Origin of the sequence: Vibrio penaeicida, assembly GCF_030689305.1 — a bacterium.
Taxonomy (GTDB): Bacteria; Pseudomonadota; Gammaproteobacteria; order Enterobacterales; family Vibrionaceae; genus Vibrio; species Vibrio penaeicida_B.
In genome coordinates this window covers 1-17,891 of record NZ_JAUYVM010000001.1, presented here as the reverse complement: position 1 = coordinate 17,891, position 17,891 = coordinate 1, and the positions used below count along the sequence as shown (strand labels likewise).

The following is a 17,891-nucleotide window of genomic DNA, read 5'->3' as shown; positions in this document are numbered from 1 at the left end:
TCATGCAAAGAAAAGGGTAAAAATATGAAAGGGTCGACGTATCTTATTTTGGGGATGATAGGTGCAGTGCTTATGTACATAGGCGACATGCTTTTGTATTTTACAGCGGAACCGCTTTCTGATTCGCCTTATGCCTTGTTGATGGTAATGAAAGACGTTAGCGATACACGCCTGATATTGGGTGGCTTGATTGGACCAGTCGCGGCATTCTTTTACCTGTTTGGTTTTATTGGTGTATTTCTTAAGTTGGACGCAGGAAAAATGCGCAACACGATACTTGCTATATTCTCACTGGCTATTGTTATTGGTGGCGCATACCACAGTCAGTTTACCAATATCGGTGTGGTGGGAAAAATCAGTGAAGAAGCCTTAAAACAAAGCTGGGATGTTAGCGTGATTTATATGTACCTTGTATTTTGCATGTACGCAATTGGCGGTATTTTGTATATCTACATGGTGCTCAGAAAGCAAAGCCTTCTATCACGTAAAGTCGTTTTATTCTCTCCTTTTCCTCTCATGTTTGTTGGAACAGCATTAATGAATGTGATGCCTCAACCGTTCATGATCATCATTGGTGGAGGCTGGTACAACATAATGATGCTGATATTCTTTATGTCCGTTTATGTGGGTAACAAGCAATATGTAGCGGAACAGGCGACAGCGTAAGTTAAAAGAATCGAGAAGAGTTATAAGTATCAAAGCCTTGCAATGCAAGGCTTTGATGTTTTTAGAGACGGATGAATTACACTTCTTTAGGAAGCTTGACACTTTGATGCTATAGGCGACTAAGCGCCAATTACACCACCGTCTTTTTTCGTAATCATAATGACAGACGAGCGAGGGATACTCTTTCCACCGTCTGGGAAATGTGACGGCGCCAAATCTTCCCCTGGGTGCTGAACGCCAATAAACATGGTTTTATGATCTGGCGAGAAGGTCAAACCTGTGATTTCGCAGGCAATTGGTCCAGTTAAGAAGCGGCGGATCTCCCCAGTTTCAGGGTCACTGCACAGCATTTGGTTATTTCCCATACCTGCAAAGTTACCTTCATTTGAGTATTTACCGTCCGTTTGAATCCAAAGTCGACCAGCTACATCAAACCCAATACCATCTGGACTATTGAACATATTGTCTTTATTGATGTTGTCCGATCCAGCCATTAAGCCGGATTGATGCACTTCTGGATTACCTGCCAGTACGTAAATATCCCAGTTAAATGTCTCTGATGTGTGGTCGCCACCAGTTGGTCGCCAGCGGATTATGTGACCATAGGGGTTCTTTTCTCGTGGGTTTGCCACGTTCAACGGTTGGTTTTCTCTCACGCCACGGTACTTGTTATTGGTTAAGGTGCAAAATACCGATTTCTGGTCAGCGTGAACCGCTACCCATTCAGGGCGATCCATGGTGGTTGCTCCGACTTGGGTTGCCGCCATACGTGCAAAGATCATAACGGATGCAGCATCTGGAAATCCATTTTCAGGTGTTAGCCCGTTTTTGCCCCACGTCAATTCTAGCCACTGACCTTGCCCGTCGGTTTCACCCTCTTTGCCATTAAATTTCGCGACATACAGGGTACCGTCTTCCAGCAGATCTTTATTGGCATCGGAGCCTTTTACATATTTGTTCTTTGACACAAACTTGTAGAGGTGTTCGCCTCGTTCATCATCACCAAGGTAAACAACAGCATGTCCGTCATCGTTGATCATTAGCGCGGCATTTTCATGCTTAAAGCGACCGAGTGCGCTGCGCTTTTTTGGAGTGGAATTTGGGTTCATAGGATCAATTTCGACTACCCACCCAAAGCGATGTGGCTCATTTGGGTGCTTACTTACGTCAAAACGCTCATCGTGTTTAAACCAATCGTAACCCCAGTCTTTGTCACGTACGCCATAACGCTTGTAAGTATCACCCAGTTTGGTTTCTTTTTTGGCAGCAAAATACCCATTGAAGTTTTCTTCACAGGTAAGGTAAGTGCCCCATGGTGTTTGACCATTTGCGCAGTTGTTGTAAGTCCCTAGTATTTTCTTGCCCGATTTGTCTGCAGCCGTTTTAAGTAAACTGTGTCCAGCGGCAGGTCCGGTCATTTCCATTTCAGTAAACGCGGTGATTCTGCGGTTCAGCCGACCTTCTACGTTGATTTGCCACTTACCATCTCTTTTCATTAACTCGACAATAGAGACACCGTGCGCTGCTTGTGATTTTCTAGCGTCATCAGCGGTAATGCTTTTACCTTGGTGGGGGTAGAGATATTCGTTATTGGTATATTCATTATTCACCGCAAGTACAGCACGTGTATCCGACAGCGGGAAAAACGTCATGCCATCGTTGTTGTCACCAAACTGCATCTCTTGTGCTTTGGATCCATTGCTTTGGCTAAATTCAGGGGCATTTTTGAATATAGGATCCCCCCAAGACACGAGTACATCCGCTTGGTAGCCTTTGGGTACTTCAATGGTATCTGCGGTGGAAATAGGAATGGCATCAAAGCCCATTTTAGTCGAGTGTTTAGAAGAAGCGTTTGCCATGGCTTGGCTTAACGGTGTTGCCGCAAAAAAGCCGACAGTACCTGCCGCTCCTGTTGCTTTCAAAAATCGACGGCGAGAGAGGGCGGTTTCAACGATCTTGTTGAATTCAGGCTCTTCATCCAGTGTGCGTTGGTCGTGGTGTTGGTCAAATTGAGTCACAGTGCTTCCTTACTTTCAGTTTTTATCCCCAATGCGTCCGCTCTAAATATGTGCTTAAATGCTTGAGCGAGCTGACGGAGGTTCTTATTGAGTCGCTATAGTGAGTAGTGAGCGTTGCAGATTCTTGACAGTTTTCTGACGCTATTGTGTAACTCATCAGAATTGTGATGTTGTGGAGGCTTTTAGCTGAAAATGAAAGGTATTTGGGGTTTAAGTATCCATCTATCTAATTGATTGGTTTGCTGTTATATTGAAATCGTCTAGTAGGGAAATACTCAATATGAGTTTTTACTCACTTATCAAACAACTTTTCGAGCACCTTTGATTTTTAGAGAGTTCTTATAAACTCAGAGGACTTTTATTTCAAAAAGCATGTGTCGCTCAGAGCACTTTGGTATAGATAAGGAGAACACCTATGATATTCACAACTACTGAGACCATCCCAGGTAAAGAAATTGAATCTGTTGTTGGTGTGGTGACTGGTAATGTTGTCCAGTCTAAGCATATTGGTCGTGACATTATGGCAGGCTTAAAAGGGATCGTTGGCGGAGAGTTAAAAGGGTATACAGAAATGTTGTCTGAATCTCGTGATACTGCGATCGAAAGGCTTGTCCAGCAGGCAAGAGAATTGAATGCAGACGCCATTGTGGGCATTCGCTTTACCACCAGTTCCATTATGGACGGTTCGTCAGAAATCTTGGTTTTCGGCACTGCCGTTAAAATCAAACAGGATTGAATTTGATTTTTATGGAGTATGAGTAACGTTCAACTCAAAGCATGAACAGAGCTCGATTCCAAATATTGTAAAGCCAGCTTAAGGTTAAAACCTAAGCTGGCTTTTTTGTTGGGTATATTAGTTACTAATTGCTTATGAGTGTTAGCCCACTTGGCAATGCATCACCGAATACGCGCTTGGACTCGTTCTCTGAGAGTTCTTTTACTTCCTCTACAAGAGAAATCCAAGACTCTGGAACTTTGCTTTGCTTTAGTTTGCTGCAAACTTGCTCTCGGTAATCGTCTGACACATCGAACAGTCGGTCGCCTGTTTTACGGCACATCATAACGACGGCAAAGGCAATCATTTGTTCTTTCTGCCAATTCAGCTCCAATAGTTTAGGTAACCATTGCTCAATTTGTTCTCTTGGAATGGCGTTATGCTGACTGCCGTACAACGGCGTACGCGATGCCAACCTGCCCAGAGCCCACCAGTGCGCTTGCTCGAATTGGTTATGATTCATCGCCTTACTCAAGTACCAAGTCGCCAGCAATACCTTGTCTTCAACGTCTAGGTTTTCGAGTGACGCAGAAAGCCTAACCATGGACTCATACCCCATATCCTGAGCGGCTTTTGCCGATTGCGGGTTTTTCATCGCGCCGGGGTGAAGGTATTTAGCGATATCTGCCAAGATGGTTTCTTGTTGTTCTTGGTTTAAGCCGCCAGCCACTCTGCGCCAAAATACCCACCAGTCCGTCCAGCCTTGATGGTTTTTGAACTGAATGCTTTGTTGATACAGGCGCCATATTTGTTCGATGCGCCAAGAGTCGGTAGGGTCACCAAATCCAGGTCGCATACTGAACCCTGCTAGGCGTAGCCAGTTTTTCTCATGTTGTTCAGAGCGACGTCGGCGTTTCCGACCTTGAGAAAAAGCATCGAAGAGTTGGCGAAGTGTGGCGAAATCCCACTCTTCACGTTTGCCTAATTTTTTCTCAAGATCTTTTGGTAGTGTTTTTATTTCCTTGCCTTCAGCGCTCTTTTTATTACCACTGTAAATTCGGCTGATTAGCGTTTTGCATTCGTCGAGATTTGGATGGAAGCGGGTGTTTTCTTGATCGTCCGCTTGTTGGTTTCGTACTTCAAACTCGAGCTCCCAGCGCTTGCTGTCGTTTTCAGTGCTGTCGTCTTCTGTGCTAACGCATTCCATCTTAAGCGTTCCGACTTCCGTTAGCTGACAAGCCAGTTGAACCTCAACTCTTTCTTTTTGATTCGCTTGTAGCGTCGCTCCTTCGCTTTCTAACGTTGAGATGTAAGGAGGTAGAGGCGCAAAAATGTCCGGATCGACATCCACCATCATCCCATTTTGTATCGAAGCATTGCTACCCGAAGTCGTGTTGCCAAACGAATCATGAGTTGAGGTGAGTAGGTTAAATTTGACGGGCTCGCCAAGTGTCAGCGAGAACCGTCGGCCGCTTAACCGAATCTCGTGACCTTCTTCGGTTCCTTTTGCCAGCAAGCATAAGGCTTTACCCATTTTGTTCTTTTCAGGTAAATGAAGAAAGTAGGAGCGAGCAGCACCACCACCAATTTTAAGCTGTGCGCCTCGTCTTGCTTTGCCAAATGCAATGGCTCCTAATGCCACAGACCAATCTGGATGTGGGTTATCCAGCACCGTGATAGGCGTTCCTTTCCAGTTTCCTAAAAGTTGAGTGATACGTTCAGTAACGAGTTCACTGTTGAACACACCACCATTCAGAAGCAAACCAACGGGAATGGCAGGTTTTTCTGTTCCTTCGCCGTTTTCGAGGTTTTGGCTGCTTTCGAGGTCTTGGTTACTTTCGATGTTTTGGTTGCTTTCAAGGTATAGCTTGTTGGCTCTATTTAGCGCCGCATAAGATACTTGCTGGTGCTGGGTAAGAAACTCGGCTATATGTTTGCTGACAGCAGGATCGGCGACATAAGGCAGACCAAACTCAACAACGGCACTTCGCCTTTTATCAGGCACCTCGTCAAATCCGGAAAGCGGAAAAAATCCATCAAGTGCTATTTGATGAACTTCTTGCTTGGAAAGCTGCACACTTTTTGTTCCGCCAAGCAGTTTGGATCCACTGCCAAGCATGGTGATTTTAACTTCTTCTGGTGCGTTTACTGAGAGTAGGTTCTCTTTCGCCTTACGAGTTTGTTGGATTAGCTTGGTAAGGTTCGCTGCATTGAGCTTTTTGGATTGGCTAAACCGTTGTTCGGCAAGATGCGCTAACGCTAAATCGAGGTTATCGCCTCCAAGCATTAAGTGTTCACCAACGCCGATGCGATCCAAAGCAAGCTCATCGGAATCAAATTTCGCTTCTATCAAACTCAAATCCGTTGTACCACCGCCGACATCACACACCAGAATCAGTGGTAAGGTTTTGAGCTCGTCGGATGCGGTGTGCTGGTGGCGAGCATACCAGTCGTAGCAGACGGCTTGCGGCTCTTCTAGCAGCACTATTTTGCCTAACCCCGCCTGTTCAGCGGCTTCCAGCGTTAACTTACGAGCCGTTTCATCGAACGATGCAGGAACAGTGACAACAACATCTTGATCTTCGAGTTTATTACTAGGGTGTCGATAGTTCCAAGATTGGCGAATGTGGTTTAAGTAACTCGCACTAGCCGTAACGGGGGAGACTTTTTCGACGTCTGCCGCACCAGCCCAAGGCAGGATCTCGGAGCGGCGATCGACCGCTTGATGAGATAGCCAACTTTTCGCACTCGACACTTGTCGCCCTTCCACTTTCGCTCCGAGCTCTCTTGCCCATTCACCCACAATGACATTGTCGATGTCGCCTTCAGTGCGCACCGCTTCCCATGGGAGAATAAGATCGGAGGGAGATATTTGCCCGTCGGCTGGGTGATATCGAAAAGAAGGAAGAAGAGGTTTACGGACGACTTCACCAGGACCGATTAACTGGTCGATATCGAAAAGCGTCACATTGGATTGTTCTAGATTGTCGGTAATTTCACAGAATGCTACGACGGTATTGGTCGTACCTAAATCGATTCCGACTAGAAAACGAGGAGATGTCATATAACAAAACCTTCTGTTAATTTTAATGAGTCAACAGACCTGAGAAAACGGCACCCATTGGATGCCGTTTTGTTGTTTCTTATTGGTTCGATGGGCTTGTGGACGTTCCGTCTTCACGTACATCGAACTCAACATGCCACTTCTGACCGTTATCTGCTGCGATGGCCTCGAGATATAAGGTGCCCAATTCCGTCACTCTAGACGCCAAAGTGACGGGAACCACTTCGCCTTCTCGTCTGCCGTCCGACACAGGAAGCGTTACTTGAATTTCTGGTAGCTCATCCAATTCTTCTGGTGCCCAGTAATCCAGATGTGTTCCAGCCTGATCGTCGCGGCGAACGGTTGAACCAAAGAATTGGAAATGAACTGGCTGACCGATGACCAAACCAAACTCTTGGCTTGGTACTTGAACACTGGAGCCTTCTTCCATACCGAACGGAGCAACACACAGCGCTTCCATTGGCGGTGCCATACCCGGAATCGCAGGCATCGCGCTTTCGATACCAACATAATAAGACGTCGCGATACCACCGCGGATACGAACACCTTGACCACGACGCACTGCGCCATAGTATGAGGCACCACTCGCCACCGCCAAGTCAAGATCGACACCAGTTAAGCGTTTGGCGTATTCAGAATCTGCTTCAATCAGCCATTCGTTAATGGTTTCTTCCAAGCGCTCGGCGAGAAGAGGGGATTTAAGCACACCACCATTGAACAAAATAACCGATGGCTTAATAAAGTCGGCTACTTGCCCAGCGTTTCCAGCATCTGGCATACCGGGCATGTTTGCGAAAGGGTTAAAATCTTGAGCAGCGGGTTGCTCAGACGAAGCATCGGTTTGTAGAGCGTTAGCTTGCTTAGAAAGAAACGCGGCAATATGGCGAGTGATGCCCGTATCCTGTGCGTATGGCAAACCCATCTGCGTTAATGCACCGCGAGTTTTCTGAACCGGATGTTCCGTTACCGCCACTTTCGGGAAAAATCCATCAACCAGCGTTTGCTGCACTTCTTGTTGAGTCAGTTCCGTTTTTAATGTCGCGCCCAGCAATTTTGAGCCGCGGCTTGGTACAACAATCGGTACCGATTGTAATTCAGCGTCGTTCAGCAGCGCTTCTTTCGCATCACGGCAAGCGTGAGTCATGGCTTGTACTTGCCAAGGCTGAAGTTCTTTCCCTTCTTGCGCCAGCTTCATTTTCAAGCGATACGCAAGTGCTAAGTCCATGTTGTCGCCACCCAGCAAAATATGCTCACCAACGGCGATACGATTGAGAGATAAGTTGCCGTCTTCTTGTGTTACTTCAACCAATGAAAGGTCTGTTGTACCACCACCAATATCAACCACAAGAACAATGTCACCCACACTGACTTCATCACGCCATGCATCGTTACTGTTATCTATCCAGTTATAGAGCGCCGCTTGGGGTTCTTCCAAAAGCGTAAGATGAGCAAAACCGACATTACGAGCCGCTTCTGCAGTGAGGTCTCGCGCTGCCGGATCAAAAGAAGCCGGTACGGTGATGGTCACATCTTGCTGAGCTAAAGGTTGGCTTGGGTTCGCGTGATCCCAAGCTTCCTTAAGGTGTTCAAGATACAGCTCGGTAGCGCGAAGCGGCGATACTTTTGCCACTTCTTCAGGGCTGCCTGCCGGTAGAAACGCTTCTCTGCGGTTTACCCCGCCATGGCAAAGCCATGATTTAGCACTCGCAATTAAACGGATGGGGGTTTTCGACCCGAGATTACGTGCAATAGCACCTACAAGCGCTGTTGGCTCTGACGACCAAGGAAGCACGCGTGATGCGGGGTTCATTTCATGATCGTGAGGTTGGTATAAAAATGAACCGAGCTGGCTGCGATTTTCAACCGTGCCAGGTGCGGTCAGTTGCGGAATGTCCAACACATGAACACGAGCATCTTCATCCGTAATATCGACATAAGACAACACGCAGTGCGTTGTTCCTAAATCGATTCCAACACTGAAAGTGGGGGATGTTTGATTCGAAGGTGAATGATGGTTGTCCATTACAGCTCCACCTCAGCTGGGGCGATAACCGTAGCATCATAGTTTTCTGCCAATTTAGGCAAATTCATTGATTCTGCTTTCCAGCCTTTGTGTACCAAAGTGCCGTTAAACGGAGCGTTACCTGTTACGTTACCGGTTAGGCGTACTTGCTGTGGGTTGAACCCTTCTTCAATGGTGATACGCGTTTCTTCATCTTCATTGCGTATGTGCGTCAGTGAAACATATTCGTTCAGTACTTTTTGGCCACCGGTGTGGATAACACGAGCGGCTGCTCCAACTTCCTCATCGGAGAAAGAAGTCAGGTCTTCTTGTAGGAAGTCTATCAAGCGCGCTTCTTGTTGCATGATAGAAAGCAACTGCATGGCAGAATCGGTCGACGCGGTGGCGAGTTTCGATTCCACTTCAACCACTTTCTCTATGACTTTCTCTACTTCTACAACTTTTTCTACTTCGACGATTTTCTCGACAGGTTTTTCAACTTCAACGATTTTTTCTACAGGTTTCTCGATCACTTTTTCGATGACTTGCGATCTTCTTCCTACTGCGATTAAAAGTAATAAAACACTGGATGCTGCGAGACCGGTATGCAGCATGTCGAAAGTTTGAGGAACTAAATTGATGTCAAAGTTCATATTGGAATTCTCTGTATAAGCAATAGGCATTCAGGTAATGATAGCGTGTGGTTCATTAGAGACCAGAATACCGAGATATAGCGGAAAAATTGGGGCGAACTGTAACATATTCAAGGGTGCCGGAAGGAAGAAAAAGGGTGAAAAAGCACGAAAAAAAGCGTGCTTGTTGAATTTTTGCGCTATGCAATACTTTGTTACACATCAAAGTGAGTGCTTCTGAGTTAAAAATATTATTAGAACCTCATTCTGTATATGTGTGTGGTACGATATTCAACCGTATCCAGTTTGCTTCGAGCCTTATTAGGTAACGTGTTATCTTGCAGGAAAATGCTTTTTTGCACATAAAGTGTTCTTTTGCAGATAAAATGCTCTTCTAAAGACAAAGCGCTCTTCAGCAGATAATGCTCTTATGCAAATAAAGAACCGGGCGATAATTGTCCATGGAGATTTTATGCCGCTAAGTAACCAGAGACACAATCAACCCAAAGGCAGTTTCTTACCTTGGTTAACGTTTGGTGTTATCGCTTTCGTGACTCTGTTGTTTGTTTATTTAGCCGCATTAAGCCAACAAAACCATACGTTTCGGTTGTTTGATAATCTTGCCGAGCGGCAAAGCCAAATGCTTAAAGTTCTGGTTGAGAAAGACATTGATTTTATTGGCGCTGCTGCGAATTTTTTCCATTCTGTTGAATCCGAGGATTGGGGGCAATTCCCCGTTTTTGCAGAAGAAATAATTAAAGATTCTTCCAGCTTGATTGGGCTACAGTGGATGCCAAGAGTAAAGGAAGAGAATATTACTGCTCACCTCGATCATCTTCGTAAACTGAACCCCGATGTAAAGCTTCATACCGTCCCTAAAGACCAGCCAAAAACGTTCGGTTTCATACTACCGAAAGGAGAAGATGCATACATTGTTTCTGACATTTACCCGAGAAATGAACAAAACGAAAAGCTGCTTGGCTTCTATTCGTCTCGGGAACGTTTTCGAGTCATATTAAAAGACATTGTAAAAACCGGTGATTCCAACATCTCAGATAAGATTCGATTGCTTCAGGATGGTGAGGACAAAACGTTACCTAAAACGGGAATGCTGGCTTATCATCCTGTTTTTTCACATGAAGATCAGAGCTTACTGGGGGTAATGGTGGGTGTGGTGCGTACCACCCGTTATTTTGAAGATTTGATGCTAAGAACTGCGGCAGAACAAGAGCTTGTTATTCAAGTGAAAGATGTTGGTTTTGATGCCGAAGATGCGCCTATTTTGTTTGAAAGTGCCGAATGGGCGGAAACCGAAGGGCTTAAAATTCGAAAGACGATTCGTTTACAAAATCGCGAATGGGTATTGAAGTTCAGGCTGATGTCGCCGATGACCGCAAACGATAAATGGACATTGGCCAGTATTGCGTTGTGCGGCTTAGTGGTTGCGTCTTTGGCGGCATTTGTTGTGAACCTAATCTCAAGAGAAAAGTACCGCTTAGCACAAAAAGTTGAAGAGCAAACAAGCGAGTTACGATATTTGGTGGACCACGATACCTTAACGGGCGTTTATAATCGGAGAGCGTTTAACCAGATGTTTGCGACGGTGATGGAGAAAAACGCTCCGTTTTCTTTAGTCGGCTTTGATATCGATAAATTTAAAGTGATCAATGATAAATATGGTCACGCTGCGGGCGATGCGGCACTCATGCATGTGGCGACCATTATTTCGGAAGAACTCAATGATGGCGACTTCTTTGCTCGGGTTGGAGGTGATGAGTTCTGTATTCTAACGTACGATACTAATGAGGATATTCTTTCGGCGTATGTGAGTCGATTGATTCGTCGTGTTTCATGTTCTCCCGTCAAGTTTGGTCGCTTGAGTATCGATATTACCCTAAGTGCCGGCGCTAAACCTAGAGCGGGTGAATCGAGCGAGGAGCTAATGAGAGCCGTTGACGCTCTGATGTATTCAAGTAAGCAAGCGGGCAGGAATTGCGTTTCTGTCGGGAATTGTTCGTGAGTTGTTATTTACATGTCGCTAAGTTTTATAGAGCTATGCCTTCTATAGCTTAAATTACATGGAGCTAAGCCACCTTGAGTTGTGCTGCATAGAGCGTAAAGCACGTATGGAACCTAGAATTTATAGGTGACTTGGGTATACAATGCCGCCTCGAATATATCTCCCTCAAAAATCTCCTAACGAAAGGTAAAAAATGAACCACAATCGCGTTGTTTGCTTCGATTTGGAAATGTGCTGCTGGAACAAAGATGGCGTCGGTACGACCGGTGAAATCATCGAAATAGGGTTAGCAGAAATCGATTTACACAAAGGTGAAGTGGTGAAAAGAGCACAGTATTATGTGAAGCCCGAACATGATGAAGTGTCTCTTTTCTGCAGTGAGCTGACAGGCATTACTCCTCGCAAGATTGAAAAGCAGGGGCGTCCACTGGCAGAGGTGATTCAGTCCATGATCAAGAACTTCGGCGGTGCGAATAAGATTTATGCTTCGTGGGGAAGAGATGACCTGATTCTTATGTCGGAATGCAAGGAAAAGGGGATTGACCTGCCTTTTAAAGAGTTTTTAAATCTCGCGACAATTTATCGAATTCAATATCGCTTAAAAGACAAGCGTATTGGTCATAAGGCAGCCCAAGAAGCACGCGGTATCGAATGGGAAGGTAGGCAGCATTCAGGCTTCGTTGATGCCTACAATTTAGCGAAGCTGGCATTGGTTATGCTTTAGGGTCAACAGACCCTAGCAAATGAACCGAATAAAAAGGCACGGCTTCGTGCCTTTTTTCGTTTTGAGTGAAGCGGTTTTTGTTTCGGCATCGCTATTTTTGTTTAAGTGGTGCTGCTTTCAATTACGGCATACTGCTTTCTATTACGGTATAGCAACCGTTGGTGTTCTGTATCTCCCATAAAGGATAAGCGCTAAAGCCGGAATGTTCATCAATAAACCGTACATCAAGGGTACAGTCGCTAAAGCGGGTGATTGCAATAACGCCAGAGCAATGAACATTCCTGTTCCAGCATTTTGAACGCTGGTTTCTATCATAAGCGTAAGCTGATTCTTTTCTTCTAACTGCGCTTTGATTGAAACGAAGTAAGAGACGATCATTGCTATAAAGCTCAAACTCAAACAGATAGCGGCTACCAGCCAGCCTGAATCGAACAATTTATCCCAGTTCACAGCCGTCAGCGCTACAACCATCGTTAAAAATAAGAGAGTGGACGCTTTGCGAATTCCTTTTTCGTAACGCTGAGCCCAATTAGGGCATTTTGCTTTTAGCACCATAGCCAGCGCTACAGGAATAACGGTAACCACGATGAGCTGCATTAGCGTTTTTACAACGGGCAGAGCAAGCGCCGTTCCTTGCCCATCATTTAACAGCGACAATTGGAAGGAAAGTGTAATAGGCAATATAAAAGGCGTAAGAAGGCTGACTATCGCTGTCATGCTAATGGATAATGCGCCATTGCCACCTGCGATATGAGAGATAATGTTAGACGTAGCGCCGCCAGGGCATGCCGCCAAAATGATCAACCCACTCGCGACAATAAGGGGAACAGCTGTAAATAAACCAAACAGCCCCAACAGTGCCCATGCCAACACAGGCAATATTATCAATTGAAGGCATACTCCTATACCAAAGGCTTTGGGGTGCTTGACGACACGGGTGAAATCTTTGATGGTCAAACTGATACCCATCGCAAACATCATCAATGCTAAACAAATTGGCAACGCGACTTGCGAAACCCACTGTGCTAAATCCATATCTTCTCTCTACTCGGTCAGCTATTGAAAGCCATCAATTCAGATCAACTAGCCCATAGTTTACGCACCTTTTGTTTTAATTTTCATGAACATCATGGCGTTTTGAGAGCAATATTCCTTATACCCAAGTAACCTCAAGATGCTAGGTTCAGCGAGAGTTAACTGGCTTTCAGGCAAGGCATCGATTTGAATATCTAGTGGTTCTAAATTAAAAATCGATAACGCAGTATGAAAGTCAGTTAAACTCGCCCTTGGGAGCCCATATTCTGTCTCACTTCATCGTCTAAGAACTTGGAAAGGACTCGTCATTCCGCTGCGTTCTTTTCCTTGAATTGAAACAGAATATGAGGCTCTGAATCCTGCACCTTGAGGTCACTTGGGTATATATCGTATTTTAAATACTCCCAGTTTGTATTCCAGCTTATCTATGAGGTCCTAATAGACACACAAAAAAATCGAAAATTTTTCACCCCATTTTTTATCTCGTCCGTTTATAACTTTCATCCAAACACGATTAGTCAAAATAAAGGTTAATCAAATAACGAATAGGACGAACATTATGAAACTCACTAAGAGCTGTATTGCTGTAATAATTGCTTTGGGTTTAGTCACTGCATGCACTGAAAATGCAGGTACGACCCAACAACTAGGTACTTCAAGTCAAGCAGACCAAACAGATGAGGTGGCTAGAAATCACAAGGCTCCCGAAGAAGATAAAATGGTAAGTGAGGCGGCAATTGCCGACGCTAGTGCTCCTCAATATGAAATCGCGCAAGAGCATTCGGTCTCTTTTGTTGCTCCAAGTACTCGCATGACGAAATCTATGATTGCTCACCCTATGCCCAGCATTGAGCCTTCGCCATTTATTGGTAATAGAGACAACTACCTAGATACCCCCAGTAATGGAGTCAAACAAGTGGCTACTGCGCCGCTTTCGACTTTCTCTATCGACGTGGATACAGGTAGCTACGCGAACATAAGAAGCTATATCAATATGGGGCAAAAACCGCCCTCTGATGCAATTCGGGAAGAGGCTTTCATCAACTACTTTGACTACCAATACAACACGCCAAAAAGTAAAAGCCAGCCTTTCTCTCTTGAATCTGAAGTTGCTCCTTCTCCTTGGAATGCAGAACGTCACCTGCTCCGGATTGCTCTAAAAGGCTATGACATTCCTAATTCTGAACGTAAGGCTTCGAATCTAGTTTTCTTAGTGGATGTATCTGGTTCTATGGGAGAGCCCAACAAATTGCCTTTATTGGTACAGAGTTTGTCTTTACTAGTAAAAGAGTTAGGTAGCAATGATAGGGTTAGCCTTGTGACTTATGCTGGTCATTCCTCTGTTGTGCTAGAACCTACAAAAGGGGACAGCAATCAAGCGATTTTAACGGCGCTGAAGCAACTTCAAGCGGGTGGAGGAACCTACGGTGAAAGCGGTATTAAGTTGGCTTATCAGCAAGCCCAAAAAGGGTTTATCAAAGGTGGGGTAAATCGAGTGATTCTAGCCACCGACGGCGATTTTAATGTCGGTGTGAGTAATATCAATGACCTTAAAACGATCATTAAAGATGAGAAAGAAAAAGGCATATCTTTAACCACGCTTGGGTTTGGGCGCGGTAACTATAATGACGGTTTAATGGAGCAACTGGCCAATATAGGGGATGGCAACCATGCGTATATCGATACCTTACATGAAGCGAAAAAAGTTCTGTTAAGACAGATGAGTGGGACTTTGCAAAGCATCGCACACGATGTGAAAATTCAGGTGGAGTTTAACCCTAATAACGTGAAAGAGTATCGATTGATTGGGTATCAAAACCGAATGTTAAAGGATGAAGATTTTAACAACGATGCCGTTGATGCAGGCGAAATCGGAGCAGGGCATTCGGTTACCGCGTTGTATGAACTGACACTGAAGAACAGCAAGGGGCAAATTGACGACTTGCGATATCAGAAGGACGAACCTGCACAAGTAGTGAAGGCTCACCGTGACGAATTGGTTCAAATAAAAGTTCGATATAAATTACCTCGAGAGAATGAAAGCGCGGTGGTGCAACAAGTGATTTTGAAAGAGAGTGTTCGTTCTGCTTTTTCTCAAGCGAGTTCAGATTTCCAGTTTGCTACCGCTGTTGCGGCTTTTGCACAAAAACTGAAGGATAATAACTACCTAAATAACGTTAAGTATGATGATATTGCAGGTATTGCGCGCTCCAATCGAGGTGACGACCCGCACAATTATCGTGGGGAATTTGTCAAACTCGTAGAGATGGCACAAAGCCTCTGAATGGAATAATTTGAGAGTGTGTTAACGCATTTCATTACGTGGATAACGGGGATAAATGCAAGAAAAAACGGATGAACAGTTGATGGTGATGTTCAGCAAAGGTGACCACCCCGCCTTTGCTGTTCTTTATGCTCGCCACAAAGATCCTCTATATCGATATTTTAGGCGTCAGCTAAAACTTGAGCAGCAGGTCATGGCTGAAGAGTTGTTTCAAGAGGTCTGGTTTAAAGTTATCGATGCTCGTGAAAGTTACGAGCCGACAGCAAAGTTCACAACTTGGGTCTATCAAATTGCCCATAATTTGATGGTTGATGTTTATAGAAAGCGTCTTTCCGAAAAGGATTACCTTGCACAGCTAGATGAGTGCAATACCGAGCATACGGATGAAAATGCACTTGCGATACGAAGTAAAAATGCCATTAGAACTTGCATGGACGGGCTTGCCCCGCTTCAGCTAGAAGCGTTTATGTTAAAGCACGAATCCGGTTTTTCTCTGAAGCAGATCTGTGACATTGTCGCGTCTAAACCTGAGACCATCAAAACTCGTCTTCGTTATGCGATGGAAAATTTAAGAGAGTGCCTAACAGGTAAATTGGGAGGTAGACAATGACGCCACCATTAAACGATGAAGAGGTTGTGAAAATGTACAAAGAAAGTGCAATTGAAGCACCCTCTAAAGAGACTGATGATGCCATTTTGAAGTACGCAAAGAACAGCAGAACCGTTGTTACAAAGCCGCATTATACCGCTAACTGGAAGCCCATATTTGGTCTTGCTGCGACGATTGTATTCGTTACGCTATTAACCCCGTGGGATTGGGTTGAAGAGCCAAATATTATTCACGAAGAAATGCAGCTAGAGTCAATTTCTCCTGAGAGCTTTGAAGATACTATGGAAGTACAAACCGACGCGGTACCTACATTTTCAAGCCCAGCTCCTGCCGCTTCTAAGATGAAAGAGCACAAAAACGTGAAAAGCCATGAAAGAATGATGGCGGATATTCCTGAATTAGAGGCGCAATTGAATCCATTTGCTCAAATCGAGACGCTTGTTCTTGAAGGTAAGAAAGAAGAAGCGACAGAAATGCTGAAAAGGCTTTTGGAGGAAAACCCAGCCCTGGAAGAAATCCTGCCAGACCACTTAGCTGAGTTATTACAAAGTGAGTAGAAACGTACGTGCATTCTTTACATGTGTACTTATACAGGCTGATACTTTTTTGAACAATCTGGTTTTAGAGTGAAGAAATACATCTTTCGTGAGTGTGAAAAAGTAAAACTACACCTTTGTATTTGATATTTATGGGTTTAGTTTTTACGAGTAGGATTGTTATATGGAATGCTGCTGGTAGGATATCCGGATAGTATCTGTATAATAAGTTGTTATGTACTAGGAGTTAATTATCGATACTTACATTAAATTGAACTTTAGAAAGTATGTCTTATCTGAGTTTGTATTTATCATAACTTTATTGGGTTTTTTGTATTTATTATCGGGCGGTTATTTTCAACAACTTCACCTGTTTGTTATGGTGTTTAGTGTTGGAACGGTTATTAAAATTTCAATGTTATGGATGAAATTTAAAAGTGTGTCACTAAAAGTATCTAATAATCATGTTTTTCTGAATAATTCAGGTTGTGACATAACTTTATGGCGTAGTTTTCTTCCTTATGAAATAGGGTCGGTATTAAAGGTTTCATATTCAGTGGGTGTTATGCAGAAACGTAATATTTACCTCCCTAAAAGTGTATTGAACGCTGTTGATTGGAAGCTAATTTCGGAACATCGTACATAACAAGCAATTCAAGCAGACTGTCAACGCTTGGTATTTTCAACTCGGTTTAGCTGTAGTGATTTAGGTGGTAAATTTGAGTGTATTGGTAGCGTTGTCAGCTACTTAATTGGGCGTTATGAAAATCGAATAAATAAGGAATGCGATGTTTGAACCAGCAGAAATAGATGTGGATGAATTGCAATTAGCTATTTCACTTCCGAAGTTGGATTCGGTGTCAAATGGAAGCTTTATTCCTCATGAAAATATCGAATCTTCTCTTTTATTGAATTCTGAATTTGATGCGTTCTTTGTATCAGGTTTATTTCCTGAACAAACTACAACGTTGTCTCAACTCTGTGAGAATTACAGTCTTGAAATGGTTGTTTTTGAAAGTCCATCAAATGATTTAGCAGTTATCCATGATGTTGTCTTAAATATTGCCGATAAGCTGTTCTCTGATGAAATGCCAAATAATATCGATATAGCTGACATTAGGAATCTTAACCAATCCTCAGGGTATCTATTTGCTTTTAATAGTAAGAATTTGGCACTCGACTTTATGGAAGCTCAGGAGTTGGGTGTTGTTATTGGAGGTATTTATCTCGCTCATGGTAATGCCGATTTAAATGAGTATGAAACCACAAATAAAAAGTTAATGGCTCACATTTCAGAAAATGGTTTTCTGTGCTCAAGTTTTCATTTTCCTGGTCGTTCAGAATGTACAATATTACTGGGTGTTAAGAGGTAATGTGGGCGTGGTGAGTATTTTCATAACAAGCAATTTAAGCAGACTGTCAACGTTTGGCATTTTCAACTCGGTTTAGCTTCAGTGATTGAGGTGGTAAGTTTGAGTATGTTGGTAGCGTTGTCAGCTACTTAATTGGGCGTTATAGCGCTTTGATAATTCGAGGTTTGTAAGGTTTTCGAAAGTTGCTGGCTTCAGTGTTTCTGAGTTCGATT

12 protein-coding genes and 2 pseudogenes are annotated in these 17,891 nt (G+C 44.0%); 8 read left to right on the top strand and 6 right to left on the bottom strand.

The window, feature by feature from the left end:
- The first annotated feature begins 24 nt into the window (after window positions 1-24).
- The gene (locus tag Q8W40_RS00065) at window positions 25-666 is read left to right on the top strand and encodes a DUF6796 family protein (RefSeq protein WP_305395344.1); all 642 of its coding nucleotides are present in this window, start codon (window positions 25-27) and stop codon (window positions 664-666) included.
- Window positions 667-785: 119 nt separating this feature from the next.
- On the opposite strand, the gene Q8W40_RS00060 is transcribed toward Q8W40_RS00065, so the two are convergent.
- Window positions 786-2,684, bottom strand: a complete 1,899-nt coding sequence (locus Q8W40_RS00060) for a PhoX family protein (RefSeq protein ID WP_305395343.1) — start codon at window positions 2,682-2,684, stop codon at window positions 786-788.
- 415 nt (window positions 2,685-3,099) lie between these two features.
- On the opposite strand from Q8W40_RS00060, the gene Q8W40_RS00055 reads away from it, so the two are divergent.
- Window positions 3,100-3,420 (top strand): heavy metal-binding domain-containing protein, encoded by a 321-nt coding sequence (locus tag Q8W40_RS00055; protein WP_101114706.1) that lies wholly within the window; start codon window positions 3,100-3,102, stop codon window positions 3,418-3,420.
- Between the two features lie 124 nt (window positions 3,421-3,544).
- Here Q8W40_RS00055 and Q8W40_RS28075 read toward each other — a convergent pair.
- The 4 genes and pseudogenes from Q8W40_RS28075 to Q8W40_RS00040 form a co-directional block, all read right to left on the bottom strand.
- Window positions 3,545-5,179 (bottom strand): annotated as a pseudogene (locus Q8W40_RS28075) (Hsp70 family protein); the annotation flags it as partial.
- Window positions 5,180-5,277: 98 nt separating this feature from the next.
- Window positions 5,278-6,463 (bottom strand): annotated as a pseudogene (locus tag Q8W40_RS28070) (Hsp70 family protein); the annotation flags it as partial.
- Window positions 6,464-6,542: 79 nt separating this feature from the next.
- Window positions 6,543-8,486: an Hsp70 family protein gene (locus Q8W40_RS00045; protein ID WP_305395341.1), complete on the bottom strand. Its 1,944-nt coding sequence runs from the start codon at window positions 8,484-8,486 to the stop codon at window positions 6,543-6,545.
- Complete coding sequence (locus Q8W40_RS00040) at window positions 8,486-9,118, bottom strand: DUF2760 domain-containing protein (RefSeq protein ID WP_126610015.1); 633 nt, start codon at window positions 9,116-9,118, stop codon at window positions 8,486-8,488. The genes Q8W40_RS00045 and Q8W40_RS00040 overlap by 1 nt, the downstream gene beginning before the upstream one ends.
- A gap of 451 nt (window positions 9,119-9,569) precedes the next feature.
- Between Q8W40_RS00040 and Q8W40_RS00035 the strand changes: the two genes are divergently transcribed.
- Together Q8W40_RS00035 and Q8W40_RS00030 are read left to right on the top strand one after the other, a co-directional pair.
- Entirely contained in the window at window positions 9,570-11,117 is a 1,548-nt protein-coding gene (locus tag Q8W40_RS00035; RefSeq protein ID WP_305395340.1) for a sensor domain-containing diguanylate cyclase, read from the top strand.
- 193 nt (window positions 11,118-11,310) lie between these two features.
- A complete protein-coding gene (locus Q8W40_RS00030; RefSeq protein WP_126610013.1) occupies window positions 11,311-11,841 on the top strand; it encodes a 3'-5' exonuclease in 531 nt (176 codons plus the stop codon).
- Between the two features lie 141 nt (window positions 11,842-11,982).
- Here Q8W40_RS00030 and Q8W40_RS00025 read toward each other — a convergent pair whose 3' ends face one another.
- Window positions 11,983-12,876: a bile acid:sodium symporter family protein gene (locus Q8W40_RS00025; RefSeq protein WP_305395339.1), complete on the bottom strand. Its 894-nt coding sequence runs from the start codon at window positions 12,874-12,876 to the stop codon at window positions 11,983-11,985.
- Between the two features lie 559 nt (window positions 12,877-13,435).
- On the opposite strand from Q8W40_RS00025, the gene Q8W40_RS00020 reads away from it, so the two are divergent.
- The 4 genes from Q8W40_RS00020 to Q8W40_RS00005 all read left to right on the top strand — a co-directional run bounded on the left by Q8W40_RS00020 (window position 13,436) and on the right by Q8W40_RS00005 (window position 17,679).
- Window positions 13,436-15,160 carry a vWA domain-containing protein gene (locus Q8W40_RS00020; protein ID WP_305395338.1) on the top strand — a complete coding sequence of 575 codons (1,725 nt, stop codon included), beginning with the start codon at window positions 13,436-13,438 and terminating at the stop codon, window positions 15,158-15,160.
- A 55-nt stretch (window positions 15,161-15,215) separates the two neighbouring features.
- Window positions 15,216-15,770, top strand: a complete 555-nt coding sequence (locus Q8W40_RS00015; protein WP_305395337.1) for a sigma-70 family RNA polymerase sigma factor — start codon at window positions 15,216-15,218, stop codon at window positions 15,768-15,770.
- On the top strand, window positions 15,767-16,327 hold the full coding sequence (locus Q8W40_RS00010; protein WP_305395336.1) for a hypothetical protein: 561 nt from the start codon (window positions 15,767-15,769) through the stop codon (window positions 16,325-16,327). Before Q8W40_RS00015 ends, Q8W40_RS00010 begins: the two co-directional genes overlap by 4 nt.
- A 767-nt stretch (window positions 16,328-17,094) precedes the next feature.
- Window positions 17,095-17,679 carry a hypothetical protein gene (locus tag Q8W40_RS00005; RefSeq protein WP_305395335.1) on the top strand — a complete coding sequence of 195 codons (585 nt, stop codon included), beginning with the start codon at window positions 17,095-17,097 and terminating at the stop codon, window positions 17,677-17,679.
- Window positions 17,680-17,891 lie beyond the last annotated feature (212 nt).

Coding starts and splice junctions, on each gene's coding strand:
- Q8W40_RS00065 (WP_305395344.1), top strand. CDS start 25: ATGAAAGGGTCGACGTATCTTATTTTGGGGATGATAGGTGCAGTGCTT.
- Q8W40_RS00055 (WP_101114706.1), top strand. CDS start 3,100: ATGATATTCACAACTACTGAGACCATCCCAGGTAAAGAAATTGAATCT.
- Q8W40_RS00045 (WP_305395341.1), bottom strand. CDS start 8,486: ATGGACAACCATCATTCACCTTCGAATCAAACATCCCCCACTTTCAGT.
- Q8W40_RS00040 (WP_126610015.1), bottom strand. CDS start 9,118: ATGAACTTTGACATCAATTTAGTTCCTCAAACTTTCGACATGCTGCAT.
- Q8W40_RS00035 (WP_305395340.1), top strand. CDS start 9,570: ATGCCGCTAAGTAACCAGAGACACAATCAACCCAAAGGCAGTTTCTTA.
- Q8W40_RS00030 (WP_126610013.1), top strand. CDS start 11,311: ATGAACCACAATCGCGTTGTTTGCTTCGATTTGGAAATGTGCTGCTGG.
- Q8W40_RS00025 (WP_305395339.1), bottom strand. CDS start 12,876: ATGGATTTAGCACAGTGGGTTTCGCAAGTCGCGTTGCCAATTTGTTTA.
- Q8W40_RS00020 (WP_305395338.1), top strand. CDS start 13,436: ATGAAACTCACTAAGAGCTGTATTGCTGTAATAATTGCTTTGGGTTTA.
- Q8W40_RS00015 (WP_305395337.1), top strand. CDS start 15,216: ATGCAAGAAAAAACGGATGAACAGTTGATGGTGATGTTCAGCAAAGGT.
- Q8W40_RS00010 (WP_305395336.1), top strand. CDS start 15,767: ATGACGCCACCATTAAACGATGAAGAGGTTGTGAAAATGTACAAAGAA.
- Q8W40_RS00005 (WP_305395335.1), top strand. CDS start 17,095: ATGTTTGAACCAGCAGAAATAGATGTGGATGAATTGCAATTAGCTATT.